We start from the raw sequence: 19,432 nt of genomic DNA, 5'->3' as shown, positions 1-19,432 counted from the left end.
AAGGGCTCAAATACCTATACTCCCACCTAGTATAATTTCATTACGCACGTTCCATATGCGCAAGAGGCTATATTTACTAGATTAATAGGGGAGTATATTTAAAAAATGGATAAAAAAAACGCCTTTGCAAAATCGCAATGGCGTTTAATTTATAAGACTGGCAAACTTAATGGATGATCTTGGCCAGGAAGTCACGCGCACGTTCAGAACGGGCCGCGGTGAAAAATTCATCCTTGGCGCAGTCTTCCACGATCAGTCCCTTATCCATGAAGACGATACGGTTTGCCACTTTTTTGGCGAAACCCATCTCGTGCGTCACCACCATCATGGTCATGCCTTCTTGTGCCAAACCGACCATGACATCCAAGACTTCATTGATCATTTCCGGATCGAGTGCCGAGGTCGGCTCATCGAACAACATAGCAATCGGATCCATAGACAGGGCACGCGCAATTGCCACGCGCTGTTGCTGACCACCCGAGAGTTGACCCGGGAATTTATCCTTGTGCGCCAGCAGACCGACGCGATCGAGATATTTCAAGCCGCGCTCGGTGGCCTCGTCTTCGCTGCGGCCTAAGACTTTTACTTGAGCAATCGTCAGATTCTCACGTATCGACAGGTGCGGGAACAGTTCAAAGTTCTGGAACACCATGCCGATACGGGCCCGCAGTTTAGACAGATTAGTCTTAGGATCGCCGACCGAAATGCCGTCGACAATGATCTCGCCTTTTTGAAAAGGCTCGAGTCCGTTGACGGTCTTGATCAAAGTCGATTTACCGGAACCAGAAGGGCCGCACACCACCACGACCTCGCCCTTACTGACGTGGGTAGTGCAATCGGTCAGGACTTGAAACTGGCCATACCATTTACTGACATTATTGAGTTTTATCATCATTTTCTCCAAATCTTTTACACGTTTTTCAAGGGTCGCTTAGCGTATGATCGCTACTTTTTTCTGTATCTTCGTCACCAGTTTCGACAAGGCAAAACACATGATGAAGTAGACCAGCGCGACGAAGGAATACATTTCTACCAAGCGTCCATCACGTTGTGCAACCTTAGAAGCGGCACCGACGAAATCGGTAATCGACAACACATACACCAGCGACACGTCTTGAAACAAGACGATGGTTTGGGTCAACAAGACCGGGATCATATTGCGAAACGCCTGTGGCAACACGATATGCGCCATGGTTTGCCAGTAACTCATCCCCATCGCGTAACCGGCCCAAATCTGGCCGCGCGGTATCGACTGTATCCCCGAGCGCATGATCTCGCAATAATAGGCGGCTTCAAACATGACAAAGGTAATCAGGCAGGATGAAAAGGCACCGACTTGCACCGGCGTATCCGAACCTATGATCCAGGCACCGATATACGGCACCAGAAAGTAGAACCAGAAAATCACCATCACCAGCGGTATAGAACGCATGATGTTGACATAGGTGGTAGCGGCCAGAGCAATTGCCCTACTACTAGACAAACGCATCATGGCCAGCATGGTACCGAGGACTGTACCACCCACCATAGCGAACAGCGTCAACTTCAGGGTGAACACCATACCGGTAGTAAACAGGTAAACCCAGGAACGCTGGATGACATCAAAATCGAAATTTGCAAACATCTTATTTTCCTCCCGCAGTCGCCGAACCGGATGTGATGTAACCAGGGACGGCAGTGGCTTTTTCCAGCAGATTCGACAAGATAATCGCCACCACAGAAACGCCCAGATAAATCAGGGTAGCGACCGTGAAAGCTTCAAACACTTGAAATGAAAACTCTTGCATAGAGCGCGCACTGGCAGTCAGTTCCATCAGACCGATGGTTAAAGCCACCGAGCTATTTTTAATAATCGCCGCCACCTCATTGGTCAACGACGGGATGATGATACGAAACGCCATCGGCAATAAGACATAGCGATAGGTTTGTGGCAGAGTCAGACCCAAGGCAGTACCGGCCATTTTCTGGCCGCTAGGCAAGGCATTGATACCGGCAGACACCTGTACCGCCACCCGCGCCGAGGTAAAGAAACCCAGACTCAATACCGCGGTGATAAAGGGAGAATTTGGCAAAGACTTGAGCCAATTACCCATTTCAGTCGGGACCAACTCAGGCATCACGAAATACCACAGAAACATTTGCACTAGCAGCGGAATGTTTCTGAATAATTCTACGTAGCCGTTAGCTAAACGCGCTGCCCATTTATTCGGCGCAGTACGGATGGTGCCGATCACGGCGCCCAATACCAGGGCGATGATCCATGCCAGGCCAGCCGTTGCTAGCGTCCATAACATGCCTGAGATCAGGGAATCTAAATAGGTGCCGCCGCCATCCGGGGCCGCTTCCCAAAAGATGTTCCAGTTCCAGTGATAATTCATATTCTTCTCCTTTTATTACACATTGCTTATTTCTATTTTTACTTCTGTATTTGCTTCTGCTTTTGCATCGGCTTTTACGGCAATTATCTTGCCTATCGGCAAAATCAACTTTAAGAAAAACAAAACGGGAGGCGCGGCGCTCCCGTTTTGTTTTTCTGTGCTACACGAACTCTCGGTTCGTCTTCGCTTATTTTTTCTTTTTCAAGACCGCTTTTTGTGCTTCAGGTACGGCAGCGTAGGCAGATGGCTCACCAGAATCGGTAGGCTTAGCAGCAACGACTTTGAATTGGTCCGACATAGGCCAGTTCAAATTGATACCTTTTGGAGGAATCGCCTGCAAGAACCATTTTGCATAAATACGGTTGATGTCACCCGAAGTCAGTACATTCGAGATCGCAGTATCAACTGCCTTTTTGAACGCAGGATCGTCTTTGCGCATCATGATGCCGTACGGTTCTACCGACAAAGCTTCTTTGCTGATTTCATAGTCGGCAGGCGCTTTGGAATTGGCAGCCAGGGAGGCGAGCAAGATATCGTCCATGACGAAAGCCACAGCGCGGCCAGTTTCTACCATCAGGAAGGCTTCTGCATGATCTTTAGCTGGCAAAATATTGATGCCCAGATTTTGATCTGCATTTAATTGCGTCAGTTGTTTTAAGTTTGCGGTGCCTGAAGTAGAGACTACCGACTTGCCACGTAAATCAGCCAATGACTTAATATTCGCCGATTTTTTAGCCAGAATCCGATTTGCGGTCACAAAAGTGGTAGGCGCGAAAGCGACTTGTTTTTGGCGCTCCATATTGTTCGTGGTCGAACCGCATTCCATATCGATGGTGCCGTTTGCCATCAGCGGTATGCGCGTGGCAGAAGTGACAGGATTAAGTTTGACGTTCAGACTAGTCATGCCCAATTGTTTTTGGACTGCCGTCACCACTTTCAAACACAGATCGATAGAGTAACCTTGATACGATTGTTTATCGTCGAGATAGGAGAAAGGGATGGAAGAGTCACGCACACCCAGAGTGATGGTGCCAGTTTCTTTGATTTTTTTTAATGTTCCTGTTTCTTGTGCTTGAGCCGCACTTGCAATCACACCCGCGCCTGCCAGAACAATCAATAATTTTAATAACTTCATACTGTCTCCAAAAATTTTACATCCAAAAAGATCAAAAAAAATTAAGTTACTCAGTCTAACAAAAGCTAGCTGGAACGCCGTATCTTTTTCGCGCAAGAACATACGTAATACTACTTAAAAACATAAAAAAAGCAGGGAAAATTTCTTTTCGCTGCCTATTTATTCTTAATCCGCCACTTTATCTGAGGGGAAGCGCAGATTATCGCGCATTAATGAATTCATCCCCATATTTAAATTAATCCCCTTGGGCGGTATCGCAGATTTAAACCACTTATCGTAGAGCTTGGTAATTTCGCCTTCTAGCATCAGGCGCGCCATTTCTTTATCAATAAAATTTTTAAATGCAGGTTCATCTTTACGTAAAATAATCGCATACGGTTCGGTAGAGAGTGCATCACCGAGTATGCTGAATTTGGCCGGATCTTTGCTATTGGCACGCAAGCCGTATAGCAAAACATCGTCCATAGGAAAGGCTGCGGCCTTACCACTATCGACCATCTCAAACGAATTTTGATGGTCATTACCTTCGATTAATTGTAAATCCAGTGCGCGTACTTTATCTCTGTCATTTAATAATTTGACAGTAGTCGTGCCCTTGGTGGCAACCACGGTTTTCGATTTTAAATCGGTCCAGTTTTTGATCCCGGAATCGCTACGTACCACCATACGTGTGGTAGCAAAAAAATGGGGGATAGTAAATGCCACCTGTTTGCGCCGCTCAGCATTATTCGTAGTCGAACCACATTCCAGATCGGCCTTACCCTCAACGATCGCGGGGATGCGGGTACTAGGGGTGACGAGTAAATAATTGACCGTCAATTGTGGCAGTTTTAGCTCTTTTTTAATCGCATCTACCAGCTTCATGCAGACATCGACAGAATAGCCTATCGGTTTTTTCGTCTCAGATAAATACGAAAACGGCACCGATGCTTCTCTGTGCGCAATGGTGATGGATTGCGTTTCTTTAATCCGTGCGAGGGTATCGGCAGCGTAAGAAGGGGATAAGCTAGTCAATAGCAGGCAGATTGTGCCGCTAAGTGTGACTAGCTTGAGTGGGCTAGAGAATTTCATAAATTTCCTTAGGGTATTTTTGCAAATAATAACGGAAAGAAAGAAATAACTTCAACTGAAATACTGATTGTTACATTTGAAGCTAGAAATCTCTAGTGCATCTGAAGTAAGTAAACTCTTCGAGAGAGGGAAATTTCTAAAATTTCCCTCTCTCCCGTACAGAGTAGCTGATGCGGCTTTCGTTTTCAAACAGAAACCCGCATCCCGAGGCTCAATTTACGCCAGGTGGCGTAGTTCGCGCAAGGCGACCGATACCGGTGCCAGATCGGCGGCTTGCGTGCTGATGGTGGCCAGCAGTTTGCACAAACGCGCGATTGCCGCGGTGTGCTGCTCGCGCCATGCGCTCACTTCCTCGTTTCTGGACAACAGTCCCTTAGTGATTTGGCTGGCGATCGAATATACATCATCGCGCGCACTGCCACGCGCTTGGGTTTGCCATAAGGTCTCGGTAGGCAAACGATTGATTTGGGTACGCCATCCAGTCAAGCCCAATTCGGCATCGACGCCAAAATAGGCACGGGCAGCTTCTTCTAAATCAACGTTGCAACCTTCTGCCAAATCAACCAAATCCAAGGCCGGAAAAATAAATTCCAAGGCCGTCAGATCTTGTGCCAGATCGGCTTCTACGCCTGCACTAGTCAATATCTCAGCCGCTTGCTGCCAATTATCATATGCCGCTAATGGCAACCATACGGCCAGATGTTCACGCATTTCGCGTGCTGCTGGCTGGTAGTGCTGGATCAAGGTTGGCAGATCTGTGTTCTGAGCGCGCACTCGCAACATCCAACGTGAAGCACGCTGCGCAATCGCGGTAAGACGAGTCAAAAGATCCAACTGTAAAGTCGAGTCTACACGGTAATCGAGCGCATCGATCTGATCCCATAATGCTTCCAGATCAAAAATCTCACGCGCCAGGGTGAAGGCACGGATCACGTCGGCCGCAGTAGCGCCGGCTTCAGTAGCGATAAAATTAACGAAAGTCGCACCTGTACGATTCACCACGGTATTGGTGATGAAGGTAGCGATGATCTCGCGCTTCAAAGGATGTGCCGCAATCGCCGATCCAAATTTCTCACTCAATACTTGTGGGAAGTAGGCTTTTAAGGCACCGCTAAAATATGGATCATCCGGTAAATTACTCGCCAACAGCTCGTCAAACACCGACATTTTTGCGTAGGCTAACACCACCGCTCCTTCGGGTGCTGTTAAGCCTTGTTTGCGCGCCTTGCGACGGGCTATTTCTTCATCATTCGGCAAAAATTCTATCGCACGATTCAAGCGTCCCTGACTCTCCAGACTTTGCATCAGACGCTGCTGTCCGTCCAGCACATACATAGGTCTATGGGTGGCAATGTCCAGGGCCTGGCTTTGATAGTAATTATCGGTCAATACCAGCAAACCGACTTCGTCCGTCATGGAGGCTAACAAATCATTGCGTTGCTTGAGTGTCAGATCGCCCGCTTCGACAATACTTCCCAACAAAATCTTAATGTTAACTTCGTGATCGGAGCAATCTACCCCCGCCGAATTATCGATCGCATCTGTATAAATACGCCCGCCATGCTGAGCAAATTCTATCCGTCCGTTTTGCGTGCAACCGAGGTTACCGCCTTCGGCCAAAACCTTGCAGCGCAACTCATTGCCATTGACACGGAAAGCATCGCTGGATTTATCACCGACCTGGGCGTGCGTCTCAAACGCCGCCTTGACATAGGTACCAATACCGCCGTTGTACAACAAATCCACCGGTGCTTGCAAGATCGCCTTGAGCAATTCTACCGGTGTGATTTCGGCATTTTCGATACCGATCACGGCACGTGCTTCGGGACTCAGGCTAATCGATTTTGCACTGCGTGGATAAACCCCACCGCCTGCCGAAATCAAACTCTTATCGTAATCATCCCAGCTGGAACGCGGCAAGGCAAACAGACGCTGCCTTTCAGCAAACGAGCTGGCCACGTCCGGTGTTGGATCGATGAAAATATGGCGGTGATCAAATGCCACTACCAGTTTAATCTGCTCAGACAAGAGCATGCCGTTACCAAACACGTCACCCGACATGTCGCCGATACCGGCCACGGTAAATGGCGTAGTTTGGGTATTGATAGACAAGGAGCGGAAGTGGCGCTTGACCGATTCCCATGCGCCGCGTGCGGTGATACCCATTTTCTTATGGTCATAACCTACCGAGCCACCCGAGGCAAAAGCGTCACCCAACCAGAACCCATAATCAGCAGACACGCCATTAGCGATATCCGAGAAGGTCGCAGTACCTTTGTCGGCCGCCACCACCAGATACGGATCATCGACGTCATGTCGCACCACATTCAGTGGAGGCACCACATTACCCTTCACCACATTGTCGGTAAGATCAAGTAAGCCAGACAAGAATAGCTTGTAGCAAGCGATACCTTCAGCCTGATACGCTTCTCTATCGCTTGCTGGCGGCGCATTCTTAAGCACAAAACCACCTTTGGAGCCGACCGGTACGATCACCGTGTTCTTGACTTGCTGCGCCTTTACCAGACCGAGAATCTCGGTACGGAAATCTTCTCTGCGATCGGACCAGCGCAAACCGCCGCGCGCCACTTTGCCGCCGCGTAAATGTACGCCTTCTACTCGAGGTGAATACACCCAGATTTCAAACAAAGGTTTAGGCTCAGGCACGCCCGGCACTTCACGCGGGTTCAGCTTAAAGCTCATGTAAGGCTTATCGGCGCCGGTAGCTGTCGTTTGCCAGACGTTGGTACGCAAGGTAGCCAGTACCGTGGTGAAGAATTGACGCAGAATTCTATCTTCATCCAGACTAGCGACATTTCCCAGATGGCTTTCTATCTGCTGTTTGAGACGCGGTTGTTCGACATCCCGGTTAGCGCTCACCGCAGGATTGAAACGCGCATCGAATAATTCGGCAATCGCTTGGGCGATGCTGGCGTTTTTATTCAGAGTCGCCTCGATATAGCTTTGGCTAAAAGCAAAACCCAATTGCTTGAAGTAACGCGTATACGCCCGCAACACTGCAATCGCACGGGCATCTAAGGCCGTACTCAAGACTAGTCGATTCAAGTCGTCGCTTTCGACCTGCGCACCCCAAGCCAGAGCAAACAAGGCTTCGAAACGTGCCTTAACGGTAGATAAATCGGTACCAGGCGGCAGTTGCAAACCAAGATCATGTATCCACAGTGACTCACTGACACTGCCATTCGCACTGGCGATATGGTAAGGATGTTCATCTAAGACTCTAGCCCCCATCCGCTCCAGCACCGGCAATGAATCCGACAGGGCCACTTTTGAGGTATTGTAAATTTTAAAACGCAGCATGCCGGGCGCGGCGTCGAGTGGACGATACAGCTTGACCGCCAAAGGAGAACTGGCCGACAAATTCGCTAACATGTCGGCGTCTTCCGCTGCCACTAAAGCTGAGAAGTCTTCGCGATAAGCGGTAGAGAAGGCGTTCGCGAAACGATGTGCTAGGGCCAGACCCAAGCCCTCTCCATGGGCGCGCAATAATTCGGCACTGCAGTCGTCTTCCCAGCGTTGCGCCAATTTAGCGATACGCGCTTCCAGAGCTTGCAGATTGACATTGTGCGGCGCATCTTCTTTAGCGCGCACCAGATAATGTATGCGTGCCAGAGGACTATCGGTCAGCATAGGCGTGAACTCAATCGACTGACCATTCAATGCGGCCATCAATTCACCACTGATTTTGACACGCAACTCGGTGTTATAACGATCGCGCGGCACAAACACCTGGGCCGAAGTAAAGCGCCCGAAAGGATCGCGGCGCAAGAATAAGCGGGTGCGCTGGCGTTCTTGCAATCGTAAAATACCGACTGCATGTTCTGTCAGGGTGGCAGTATCGATCTGAAACAGTTCATCGCGCGGATAATCATCCAAAATTGATTGCAGAGATTTAGCGGCGTGACTATCCGGTACCACACCGGCGGTTTTCATCACATCGGCAGCGCGCTGGCGTACTTGTGGAATATCGGCCACGTTGCAAGAATAGGCGGTCGAGGTGTATAAGCCCAAAAAGCGTGACTCACCTATCACTTGTCCCGCTTCGTCAAAGCGTTTCACACCGATATAGTCGAGCCAGGCCGGACGATGTACGGTGGCGCGTGTCATGGTTTTAGTCACCAGCACCAACTCATCCGAATCTACCAGTGCAACCGCTTCTGGCGACAATACCGTTTCTATAGTTTGCGCGGCACCGCGCAAAATACCCAGGCCGGAGTCGGGTCTGGCCACCATCGTCACGCTCTCACCATCGCGCTTCAAATCGTAGTCACGCGCACCGAGGAAAGTAAAGTGACGCTGTTCCATCCAATGCAAGAAAGCGATACCCTCTTCGCGATTGGCTGGCGACAGAGGCGCCTTTTCGGCCGCTACCGTGACGCTTTGCACCCTTGCCAACATGGCTGGCCAGTCGTCTACCGCGCCACGCACATCGGCTAATACCCGGCTCAGGTCGTCCGCCAGTGCCTGTTGCTCAGACACCGCAACGATGCGATCGCACTCAACCAAAATCAGGGATTCTATTTTTTCTTGCTTGCCTGCGGCACTAGCCGCAGCCACCGTACTGACGGCGGCAATGCCACCCTGGGCATCACGTGCCACACTGATCAAAGGATGCACGATCCAATGCGCGGTACGCCCGCTGCGATTGATCGCCATGGTGACGGAATCGACCAGAAACGGCATATTGTCGTTAACGATCTGTATCACCGTGTGCTCGCTAACAAAACCATCTTCAGCCAAAGTGGGGTTAAATACCCTTAACTTAGCGCTGTGTGCGGTGCGCGGTGCATCTAGCAAACGCCAGTGCGCATTGGCGACGGCAAATAAGGTAGCTGAGCCACGGGCCAGTACTTCATCAGGGTCGGTATTCTCAAAATAAGCGGCAACGAAACCGGCTTGGCGGTCGGCTGCGGAGCCTGTATGTTCTTGCGCATAAGCCAAAAGTTCGGCCAGGTGGGACGTAGTCATGCGTTCTCCTTCTAGTTTGAGGGTATCAAGTAATCGAAGATATCAAGGCTCGCTGGCGGATACCCAGGCAAGCCGCTCAGCCCAAGTCCCCTCCAAAAATAACTTGTTCTGACGCAATTACCGATAAGCTGACGCATGGTAGAGCACCAGCTCTAATGACTGCCAATGCTTTGTTTGCATGTAACTATGCAAAAAAAACATAACTATTCATTTACTTGATTTGACTCTAGCGACAGCAAAACAGCGTGGGCTTTTCTCTCCAAATATTTCTTGGAATTTAACAAAAACCTACGAATAAAATTTGAAAAATCTGAAGCATCACTAAAGACTCAAAGATCATGAGGCAGCAAAAAATGCGAGCGACAAACCCAATACCGAGCTTTATTTAAGCTTACGTGGTTTTTGGCTAAGTTTAGTACTCAATGCGTTTTTTTGCTCTAAATATTCCCATAATTTTGATACTATAGCCTTGCCTGGGCGTTGCAGCGATGGGCGCTCGCGGTATAAGCGGATTTCCATCTCGACCTCCCATTGCTTGAGTCCGCCATCGGCACGTGCCAATTGTTTTTGCTTGATCTCGCGACTGACTGCCGATTCAGGTAAAAAAGCCACCCCGCGACCTTCCAGTGCCATCATCTTCAAGCCCTCGGCCATGTCGGTCTCGTAGCATTTATCAAAATGCAGGGGAATGCGCGCGTCGTTCAAAATCAAATCGACCATGCGCCCCAGATAGGCATTATTTGCATATGCCAAAAACGGCAGTGGCGCATCTAAGCTGCCGGGCAACACGAAATCTGGCACACCGGCTTTGTCACATCGGGTATAGGCGCGCAAAGCTTCCGAGCCCATATTGATCATGTCATATTGTGCCGGATCCAACAACAGCGGCTGGCGCGGATGGTGATAACACAGCAAAAGATCACAGCCGCCCTCGACCAAAGTCATTACCGCATCATGCACATTGAGCGCCAGCAGGCGTGTGTGCATCTCACCAAAAGCTTGCTCTAGGTTGGTCAACCATTTAGGCACATAAGTCAGCGATAAAGTATGTGGCACAGCAAAATCTATCGTGGTCTGAGTCGAAGTTCGTTTGCCGCGTAACAGGGCACGGGCATTATTAATTTGCCCCAACATGGCGATCGCCTGTTCGAAAAACACATCGCCGGCGTGAGTGAGGCGCGTAGGGTAAGAGGTGCGATCTATCAGATCGGTGCCTAACCAGGCCTCCAGGGATTGTATGCGTCGCGAAAAGGCCGGCTGCGTCACGTGACGCAGCTCAGCAGAACGGCTGAAACTATTAGTTTCAGCCAATGAGACGAAGTCTTCTAGCCATTTTGTTTCCATATCAGCATCTTAGTATAAGTAGTCAGGTAAAAGCAAAAAACGCTGCGAGCTAAAACCTAGCTGGCAGCGTTTTTTAAATATCAACAGCCTATGCAGGCTTTCGCAGCGATCAATATAGGCCGGACTTCTCAGTCAGAACACCACCGATGGCTTCGTAGATCACGATAGAACCGTCTTTCAGATCGCCCTTAGCGTCAAACTCGACGCTGCCCTGTATCTTGCCATCAAAAGAATTTTTCTTCAGTTCAGCAACGATTGCTGCGGCATCGGTAGAGCCGGCTTTTTGCATTGCCTGGGCATACACATGAATACCATCATAAGCAATCGGAGCCATGGCACCAGGCTCACCAAATTTTGTCTTATATTTTTGCACGAATGCAGCGCCGCCCGACAACCAGGACGGCGGCACACCAGCAACGGTACAGAAGTAATCGCGATTAGCTGTGCCGGCTGCGGCTTTAATGATGCCCGCATCGCACATAGAGTCGCCAGCAATAAATTTCACGTCAGAGCCGCCAGCACGCAAGGCTTTCAAGAGTGCCACACCGACCGGATCATCGCCGCCATAAATCACCACACTGGCTTTGCTTTCTTCGATTTTCTTAACCAAGGCGGCGTAATCAACTGCGTTTGGCTTGACTGATTCGACGCTTGCAGTCACGTTTTTAGCACTCAAAACTTTATTCACTTCTAACACTAAACCGGTACCGAACAAGGACCCGTCATCCACGACAAAGACCGATTTTGCCTTGAGTTTATCGACCGCGACCCGGCCTAAAGTGGCACCTTGCTCAATATCATCAGCGCCGATGCGAAATGCACTGGCGATCCCCATACGGGTGTATTTGGGATTGGTTGACGCCGACATTTGCGGTATCCCGGCCTTCGCGTAAATCGGTGCCGCCGGTATCGTCACGCCGGAATTAAAGTGCCCATATACAGCGACTACCCCAGCGTCCAGCAAGCGTTGCGCAGCTGCCTTGCCTTCTTCAGGCGAGGCCTTATCGTCTTCCACGATTAAAGTGAAATTGGCGCGTTTACCTTTGATGAAAAAACCTTCTTCATTTAACTCGTCGACTGCGATTTGCGCGCCCTGCGCCATACTTTTTCCGTTATGCGCCAAGGCACCTGTCATAGGGCCGACCAAGCCTATTTTTACGTCAACTTGCCGGCTACACGCCGAAGCTAAGACTAGCGTAGACAACACGGTCATACTACGTATAAATTTCGTCATAATCATTCCTGGAAGAGGATAAGCAGAAGTAAGAACCTTAAATAAACCTAGAGCGATAATAGATTAAAACCGCACAAATTAAATTTTGAATAGCCAGAATATACCTTCGTTTGCATTTATTTTCAGAGTAATTTTCACTCAGTAGCCAGCGTTTCCAATTCATCAGCATCGCTGCTGGCCTCTTGCTTATGCTGCTGACGTTGCCACATCTGGGCATACGCCCCCTCCATCGCCAGCAAAGTTTGATGGGTGCCGCGCTCTATGATGCGACCTTTATCCATCACCAAAATCTGCTCGGCATCGACGATGGTGGAGAGCCGATGTGCAATCACCAGACTAGTGCGACTCTTGGCGATTTCTTTGAGTTGAGTCTGTATCATTTGCTCAGATTTGGAATCGAGTGCCGAAGTGGCTTCATCAAAAATCAAGATCGCCGGATTTTTAAGTATGGTGCGCGCGATCGCGACCCTTTGCTTTTCACCGCCCGACAATTTCAGCCCGCGCTCGCCGACCATGGTGGCATAGCCATCCGGTAAAGTCTCGATAAACTCGTGTATGTAGGCCGCCTTGGCCACTGCAATGATTTCCTCCTTAGTGGCACCAGGTTTACCGTAGGCGATATTGTATTCAATGGTGTCGTTAAACAACACTGTATCTTGTGGCACGATACCGATCGCATTGCGCAAAGAATGCTGATTCACATCCATGATGTTCTGGCCATCGATCGTGATACTGCCGGCCTGCACATCGTAAAAACGGAACAGTAAGCGCGACAAAGTCGATTTACCGGAACCGCTATGCCCGACTACCGCAGTGGTGGTGCCCGCTGCGATACTAAAATCGACGTCAAACAAGATCTGCCGCTTGGTTTCGTAACTAAAATCGACATGTGAGAAGCGTATCGCGCCGCCGGAATGGCGTGCTGTATGCTGCTGAATAAGCAAATCGGGCGCGTCAAGCTTATCGGCGACTTCACGATTCTGGTCTAGCAAAGAAAATAGTCTTTCCATATCAGCCAGACTTTGCTTGATCTCGCGGTACAAAACCCCCAGAAAATTCAGCGGTATGTAGAGTTGTATCATGAAGGCGTTCACCAACACCAGATCGCCTATACTCATGCTCTTGTCAATCACACCCTGAGTCGCGCGCCATAAGATCAAGGTCACGGCAGTCGCGATAATCAACGATTGCCCGGTATTGAGCATGGACAGCGTGGTCTGCGATTTTACCGCTGCGATCTCATAATGCTGCAGGCCGGCGTCGTAGCGCTTGGCCTCATAATCTTCATTGCCAAAATATTTGACGGTCTCATAATTAAGCAAAGAATCGATAGCCTTGGTACTGGCCTTGGAATCGAGCTCATTCATGGTGCGCCGGAAATGCGTGCGCCACTCGGTCATGCTGATGGTGAAAATAATATAGCTAAGCAAAGCAATCACAGTAATCAGGCTAAACCAGATGTCGTAATGGGTCGCCAGATAAATCAAAACCAGTGAAATTTCTAGCAATGTGGGGAAAATACTGAACAAGGCATACGAGACCAAAGAAGAAATACCACGGGTACCGCGCTCGATGTCGCGCGTCATGCCGCCGGTTTGACGGTTCAGATGGAAGCGCAGCGACAAAGCATGCAGATGGCGAAACACCTTCAAGGCGATATTACGCACCGCTCTTTGCGTGACCTTGGCAAAGACAAATTCGCGTAACTCGGTAAACAAGGTAGTTGAGACCCGCAATACGCCGTAGGCCACTAGCAAACTGAGCGGCAACACCATCAAGGCTAAAGGGTCGCCGGGAGCGATGGTCAAACTATCGATCAGGCGCTTGAGTATCAGCGGCACGCCTACATTGGCTAGCTTAGCGCCGACCAGAAACAGCAAGGCCAGCAAGACGCGCCATTTATACGCCCACAGATACGGTAACAGGGTCTTGACGGTGGACCAGTCGCCACGGCCAGAGCTAGCCAAGGGCGCAGGTGCGGAAGAAGAGGAATTACGACGCATGGAGGGGCTTATTTAAATAGAGAGTAAAAAAAGCAAGGCGCGATACAAGGCGAAAAAATGCGGAGTATCAATTTAGTTTATTATTCCAGCAATTGTAACGTCTTAAAGGCAAGCTCATGTCCGAACTCACCAAAACCACCCTTCCGCCCGGCATGCCACAATTGCGCGTAATGCCTATGCCAGCCGATGCCAATGTGCACGGCGACGTCTTCGGCGGCTGGATCATGGCGCAAGTCGATATTGCCGGTGCGATACCGGCAGCGCGCCGTGCCAATGGCCGCGTAGCCACCATCGCGGTGAATTCCTTCTTGTTCAAGCATCCAGTGTTCGTTGGCGATTTACTCTCGTTTTATGCAGAAGTGACCCGTGTCGGCAATACCTCGCTGACCGTCGCAGTCGAAGTGTATGCCGAGCGCAATCGCCTGCAAGCCGACACTGTCAAGGTCACCGAAGCCACCCTGACCTATGTCGCCACCGGTGATGACCGTAAGCCTCGCCAGATCCCGCCGCTGGAAGCGATCGCCAGCATGAGTGCACGTTAATTTTTGAGCAAGCCCGCTTGCGCATATTCCATGCGGGTTTCCAGCCTGCCTGGCCTGCGGACCGCATGGAATATGCGTGAGCGGCATGCCTAGATTTATTTTTTGCATTGCGCCAGCTCAGTCTGATCTCTTAAGCTTGTAAATACCCCAGCACCAGCTCGCCCAGTTGCTGGCGAAACGCTGTGCTGGCGACCTCTTGCGGCGCCGTCATCAGGCGCTGGTACAGTAAGCCATACACTGCTGCATGCACCACGCTGGCCTGCTTACCGGGATACAGACTGAGGTCGCTACTGGCCAGAAACGCTTGCTGCCACAGCTCCAGAATCTGCTGATACAAAACCCGGTAAGCCTCGGCATCGGAGATTTTTCTTTCCAGAAAAATCAGCGCCGACCATTCTGCTACGCCTTGAGTATGCAGTGCCACCATCTGGTCGAGTATCAGATTGACCAGCGCCAGCAGCGCGCCGCCGCGTTGTGCGTCTATGCAGGCCTGCATCCGCACCCCCGCCAACTTAAAACGCTGCTGGATACTGTGCGCCGCGATCGATTTCTTATTCGGGAAATATTCATACAAGGTCCCCAGCCCGACCCCGGCCACCAGGGCGATATCACGCATGGTCAGCTTTTCGTAGCTTTTCTCCAGCAAAAGCCGAACAAAGGCATCGATGATCGCCGCCTGCGTCATTAACGAGCGTTGCTGCACCGGCTTGCGGCGCGCCTTTAAAGGGTTAACGACAGAGTTAGCCACCGGGCTAGCGGCAGGTTTAACAAGCGAGCTGGCAGACAATTTTACTTACCTATAAAGCCGAACATGATTGAACCCCAAGAGGTCTAGAATGAAGCACACAATTTTAAGCATCCATCAGACGGAGACAGATCATGCAATGGCCTACCCACGAAGTGACGAATCAAGTTCCAGAGCTGCAAGACTACAATATTTTCAGCAGCGATGCAGTGTTAATGCAAGGCTTAGAACATTTTCAGGCTAGCTGGCATCAGACCGATCTGCTGCGTTACGGTGCCGAACTGGGTAGCAAAGAAATATTACAGCTTGGTGAACTGGCGAATCACCATCTGCCCGAACTGCAGACGCATGACCGCAACGGACTACGTATCGACAGAGTAGCGTTTCATGCAAGCTGGCACCAACTGTTAGATTTGTTGCGCAAAGAGGGCTTGCAGGCCCTGCCAAGGATGCAGCCGCAAAAAGGGGCGCATGTGGCGCGCGCGGCTGGTTACTACCTGCAATCGCAAGTGGAAGCTGGCTCACTGTGCCCGACCACGATGACCTTCGCCGCCATACCGGTATTGCAAAATGAGCCTGCGCTGTTTGCCCAACTCAAAGACAAACTCTATGCACGGCATCACGACGCGCGTGATCTGCCTATCGCACAAAAAACTTCTATCATGATAGGCATGGGCATGACCGAAAAACAGGGCGGCTCGGATGTGCGCAGCAACAGCACCTTCGCCGTGCCCTTAGCCACCGGCGGGCGCGGTGCCGACTACTTGCTGACCGGCCACAAATGGTTTTTCTCGGCCCCGATGTGCGATGCCCATCTGGTACTGGCGCGCACCGAGGCCGGCCTATCCTGCTTCTTCGTGCCACGCTGGAAACCGGACGGCAGCAAGAATGCCGTGCTGGTACAAAGGCTGAAAGAAAAACTCGGCAACCGCTCCAACTCCAGCAGTGAAGTCGAATTTCAGGACGCGCTAGGTATCATGGTCGGCGAAGACGGGCGTGGCATCCCCACCATTATAGAAATGGCGAACCTGACGCGGCTCGATTGCGTGATAGGCAGCGCGGCCTTGATGCGCCACGCGCTGACCCAAGCTATCCATCATGCACGGCATCGCAGCGCCTTTGGCCGCCTGTTGGCCGATCAGCCCCTGATGCGCAATGTGTTGGCCGACCTGGCGCTGGAGAGTGAAGCGGCCACGCTGCTGATGCTGAAACTGGCCAGCGCGCTCGATGCGCCGGACGATTTATTATCCCGCGCCTGGAAGCGCATCATCACGCCGGCTGCCAAGTTCTGGATCTGCAAGCGCACTCTCGAATTTACCGGCGAATGTATGGAAGTATGGGGCGGCAATGGCTATGTAGAAAGCGGCCCTATGGCACGCATGTATAGAGAAGCGCCGGTCAATTCTATCTGGGAAGGCTCGGGTAATGTGATGTGCCTGGATGTTTTGCGCGCCATCGCCCGCGACCCGCAAGGCATGCAACTCTTGCTGGCGCAATTAGACACCTCAAGCGCACCCGCGCTGCAGCGTTTAGCGCTTGAATTGCAGGCGGAGTTGAACGCAACGCCCGAGCAACAAGAGATGCGGGCACGTCGCTTCACGCAAAAACTGGTACTGGGGATGCAGGCATTACTGATGCTGGAACTGGCGCCACCGGCACATGCGACGGCCTTTATCAACAGCAGGCTGGATCCAGAATGCGGCCGCATCTACGGTAGTCTGGGGGCAGACTGCGAGCAAGCTCTGCAACAAGAAATTTTGGAGCGGGCTCTCGCATCAAGCTAATGTGAAAATTCAGCGACCGCGGTGCGCACTGTTTAGGCGACTTATGCGACTTATGTGGCTTACCTCGCGAACTAGCGGCCCAACTGACTATATACATTCAGACTCAGTAGCAGCGCAACGGCAATCAAGACCGAAGGCAATTTCCAGCTGGCCGGCCACTGCGGTTGATCCGGGTGAAGCGGATCCAACACCATGCTGCAAGCAGGCGGTAAATGTCGATGAAGGCTCAAATCAGTGCGCCATAGCACCTGATAGCGCTGCCCCTGATAGCTATATTCCAATTCTGCATGCAAGAAGCCGGTATTCCAATGCCCTTCTTGCCCAGTGACTTCTTCCCACGTGCGTAACACCTTCACCTGCACCCGCGGCCAGCGATTAATCCGCACTAGCCAAAGTGCCCAGGCAAAAGAGATGAAAGCGGTGAGTATAAAAAGTAGGTTCATGGCGGGGGGATGCCAGTGAATAAATATCGGTGGATGTCGCTAATCATAGCGGTGAAACTGCATTAATTAGCGACGATCACAGGCTGTTTTTCGCAGAGTACAGCACGACAAAGGCACTGGAAGTCAGAGTAAGATCAGTGCTTTTCGTCACATTAAAGACAAAAGAGCACCGATCCAGTTATCGCTTTTTCTAAAACAACACAAAGAATATTAATTGGACGCAAAGTGCGTCGTCGAAATTAAGTGTAATTACTTTCCACCGCCCGCTTGTGGAACCGGCTTGGCCATCTGTACCTGGGTACGCAATTCTTCTATAGCGTCAGGCGAAAGCGTTTTTGTGCTTTTCTGACCCTGACTTGGAATGCGACTACCCGTCACATATTCTTTTTCTTCAAATCCTTTTGCATCACTACTGGTATTTTCAACAGTAGCACACGCAGTTAGCACGGGAAATACAAGTAAACAGAGTTGCGATAATTTCATGGTAAGTATCTTCAATAATGGGTTTGCATTAAAAATAATCCCGTGTCGCCAGATAAGATCAACCAAGGATCACCATTTTTTGTCAGTATCGGTCATGGTTGTCCAATTTAACAATTGTAATTTTACCATGGTAATTTCAAAAATCCAACAGACCCTCTTTCTCAAAAGGAAATATTTTGACTACTTAGTGCAGACACACTTGGATCATGTGCTTGCTCGTGATCAGATCGCCTTGTTGCCCGAATGAACTAGCACTTGCAACGACAGTCGACGCAACGCATTCGCGCTATCTATATACGCTTGCCGCCAACACGGATATCCGATGCGCTCTGCAGGCCAGGCAGGCTGGCAAGCCTGCCTGGAAATGCGCGCTGGGCCTGATCGCGTTTGAGTTTCTGTGGTACTAGCTCTGGGTCTGGCGCTGAGCCAGCGCTAGCGAGCGAGCATCTTCAACCTCAGTTAATCGACTGCCGCCATCTTCAATTCGTCATTGTGATGACGCTGCTGCTCTTCCATCACCAGTTGCCCCAGCTCGCGCTTGAGCGCATTGAACTCCGCCGAGGATGGATCGCGCTGACGTGGCAAGTCGACCGTGATGTCGCGCTTGACGGTACCAGGTCGATACGTCATGACCACGATACGGTCGGCCAGATAGATCGCTTCTTCTATGCTGTGCGTGACAAAGATGATGGTTTTTTTCAGCTCGGCCCAAATCCGCAATAGCTCATCTTGCAGATTGCGACGCGTCAGCGCATCGAGTGCGCCGAAGGGCTCGTCCATCAGCATGATGGGAGAATCGAGCGCCAGCACCCGGGCAATCGCGACGCGCTGACGCATGCCACCCGACAGGTCTTTCGGGAAGCGATTTTTGAAATCAGCCAGACCCAGCATGCCCAGTAAACTAGCTACCCGCTGAGCGATCTCGGCCTTGCCCATGCCCTTAATTTCCAGCCCGAACGCGATATTTTTCTCTACCGTCATCCAGGGAAACAGGGCGTACTCCTGAAATACCATGCCACGTTCCGGCCCTGGTGCATTGACCAGTTTGCCATCGGCAATGATGCTCCCTGAACTAGGTAAAGCAAAACCGGCTATCGCATTGAGCAGAGTCGATTTTCCACAACCTGAGGGCCCTAGCAGGCAAACGAACTGGCCTTGCGCTATCTCCAGATTGATGTCTTTCAGCGCTACCACTTCTTTGTCGGCCGTCTTAAAAATTTTGTTTACGCCGCTCACCAAGATTTGCGCGGAGCTGCTTGCCGCATAAGTTTGCGTAGTCAT

15 protein-coding genes are annotated in these 19,432 nt (G+C 50.8%); 2 read left to right on the top strand and 13 right to left on the bottom strand.

The genetic code is table 11. The annotated features are described in order from the left end of the window. Nucleotides 1-166: 166 nt before the first annotated feature. The 9 genes from ACO0K8_RS16045 to ACO0K8_RS16005 form a co-directional block, all read right to left on the bottom strand. Nucleotides 167-892, bottom strand: a complete 726-nt coding sequence (locus tag ACO0K8_RS16045; RefSeq protein WP_422947663.1) for an amino acid ABC transporter ATP-binding protein — start codon at nucleotides 890-892, stop codon at nucleotides 167-169. A 39-nt stretch (nucleotides 893-931) separates the two neighbouring features. Further along, the gene (locus ACO0K8_RS16040; RefSeq protein ID WP_422947662.1) at nucleotides 932-1,624 is read right to left on the bottom strand and encodes an amino acid ABC transporter permease; all 693 of its coding nucleotides are present in this window, start codon (nucleotides 1,622-1,624) and stop codon (nucleotides 932-934) included. 1 nt (nucleotide 1,625) lies between these two features. After that, the gene (locus tag ACO0K8_RS16035) at nucleotides 1,626-2,378 is read right to left on the bottom strand and encodes an amino acid ABC transporter permease (protein ID WP_422947661.1); all 753 of its coding nucleotides are present in this window, start codon (nucleotides 2,376-2,378) and stop codon (nucleotides 1,626-1,628) included. A gap of 187 nt (nucleotides 2,379-2,565) precedes the next feature. Next, on the bottom strand, nucleotides 2,566-3,513 hold the full coding sequence (locus ACO0K8_RS16030; RefSeq protein WP_422947660.1) for a transporter substrate-binding domain-containing protein: 948 nt from the start codon (nucleotides 3,511-3,513) through the stop codon (nucleotides 2,566-2,568). Nucleotides 3,514-3,678: 165 nt separating this feature from the next. Further along, on the bottom strand, nucleotides 3,679-4,584 hold the full coding sequence (locus ACO0K8_RS16025) for an amino acid ABC transporter substrate-binding protein (protein WP_422947659.1): 906 nt from the start codon (nucleotides 4,582-4,584) through the stop codon (nucleotides 3,679-3,681). A 216-nt stretch (nucleotides 4,585-4,800) separates the two neighbouring features. Beyond that, nucleotides 4,801-9,573, bottom strand: coding sequence for an NAD-glutamate dehydrogenase (locus tag ACO0K8_RS16020; RefSeq protein ID WP_422947658.1), 4,773 nt, complete (start codon nucleotides 9,571-9,573; stop codon nucleotides 4,801-4,803). Between the two features lie 381 nt (nucleotides 9,574-9,954). Further along, the gene (locus ACO0K8_RS16015) at nucleotides 9,955-10,917 is read right to left on the bottom strand and encodes a LysR family transcriptional regulator (RefSeq protein WP_422947657.1); all 963 of its coding nucleotides are present in this window, start codon (nucleotides 10,915-10,917) and stop codon (nucleotides 9,955-9,957) included. 109 nt (nucleotides 10,918-11,026) lie between these two features. Further along, entirely contained in the window at nucleotides 11,027-12,151 is a 1,125-nt protein-coding gene (locus ACO0K8_RS16010; protein WP_422947656.1) for a branched-chain amino acid ABC transporter substrate-binding protein, read from the bottom strand. A gap of 134 nt (nucleotides 12,152-12,285) precedes the next feature. Beyond that, nucleotides 12,286-14,154, bottom strand: a complete 1,869-nt coding sequence (locus tag ACO0K8_RS16005) for an ABCB family ABC transporter ATP-binding protein/permease (protein WP_422947655.1) — start codon at nucleotides 14,152-14,154, stop codon at nucleotides 12,286-12,288. 116 nt (nucleotides 14,155-14,270) lie between these two features. Here ACO0K8_RS16005 and ACO0K8_RS16000 point away from each other — a divergent pair, with 116 nt between their 5' ends. Next, nucleotides 14,271-14,696 (top strand): acyl-CoA thioesterase, encoded by a 426-nt coding sequence (locus tag ACO0K8_RS16000; protein WP_422947654.1) that lies wholly within the window; start codon nucleotides 14,271-14,273, stop codon nucleotides 14,694-14,696. A gap of 130 nt (nucleotides 14,697-14,826) precedes the next feature. Here ACO0K8_RS16000 and ACO0K8_RS15995 read toward each other — a convergent pair whose 3' ends face one another. Next, entirely contained in the window at nucleotides 14,827-15,483 is a 657-nt protein-coding gene (locus ACO0K8_RS15995) for a TetR/AcrR family transcriptional regulator (protein WP_422947653.1), read from the bottom strand. A 92-nt stretch (nucleotides 15,484-15,575) separates the two neighbouring features. On the opposite strand from ACO0K8_RS15995, the gene ACO0K8_RS15990 reads away from it, so the two are divergent. Further along, entirely contained in the window at nucleotides 15,576-17,225 is a 1,650-nt protein-coding gene (locus ACO0K8_RS15990; RefSeq protein WP_422947652.1) for an isovaleryl-CoA dehydrogenase, read from the top strand. A 71-nt stretch (nucleotides 17,226-17,296) separates the two neighbouring features. Here ACO0K8_RS15990 and ACO0K8_RS15985 read toward each other — a convergent pair whose 3' ends face one another. From ACO0K8_RS15985 to ACO0K8_RS15975, 3 genes are all read right to left on the bottom strand, one after another. Then, nucleotides 17,297-17,668: a hypothetical protein gene (locus ACO0K8_RS15985; protein ID WP_422947651.1), complete on the bottom strand. Its 372-nt coding sequence runs from the start codon at nucleotides 17,666-17,668 to the stop codon at nucleotides 17,297-17,299. A gap of 249 nt (nucleotides 17,669-17,917) precedes the next feature. After that, nucleotides 17,918-18,151, bottom strand: a complete 234-nt coding sequence (locus tag ACO0K8_RS15980; RefSeq protein WP_422947650.1) for a hypothetical protein — start codon at nucleotides 18,149-18,151, stop codon at nucleotides 17,918-17,920. 459 nt (nucleotides 18,152-18,610) lie between these two features. Next, nucleotides 18,611-19,432: an ABC transporter ATP-binding protein gene (locus tag ACO0K8_RS15975; protein ID WP_422947649.1), complete on the bottom strand. Its 822-nt coding sequence runs from the start codon at nucleotides 19,430-19,432 to the stop codon at nucleotides 18,611-18,613.

The sequence above is a fragment of the Undibacterium sp. Ren11W genome, assembly GCF_049340485.1.
Taxonomy (GTDB): domain Bacteria; phylum Pseudomonadota; class Gammaproteobacteria; order Burkholderiales; family Burkholderiaceae_D; genus Undibacterium.
Note: the sequence above shows the minus strand (reverse complement) of the source record. Positions and strands in the feature narration are given on the sequence as shown.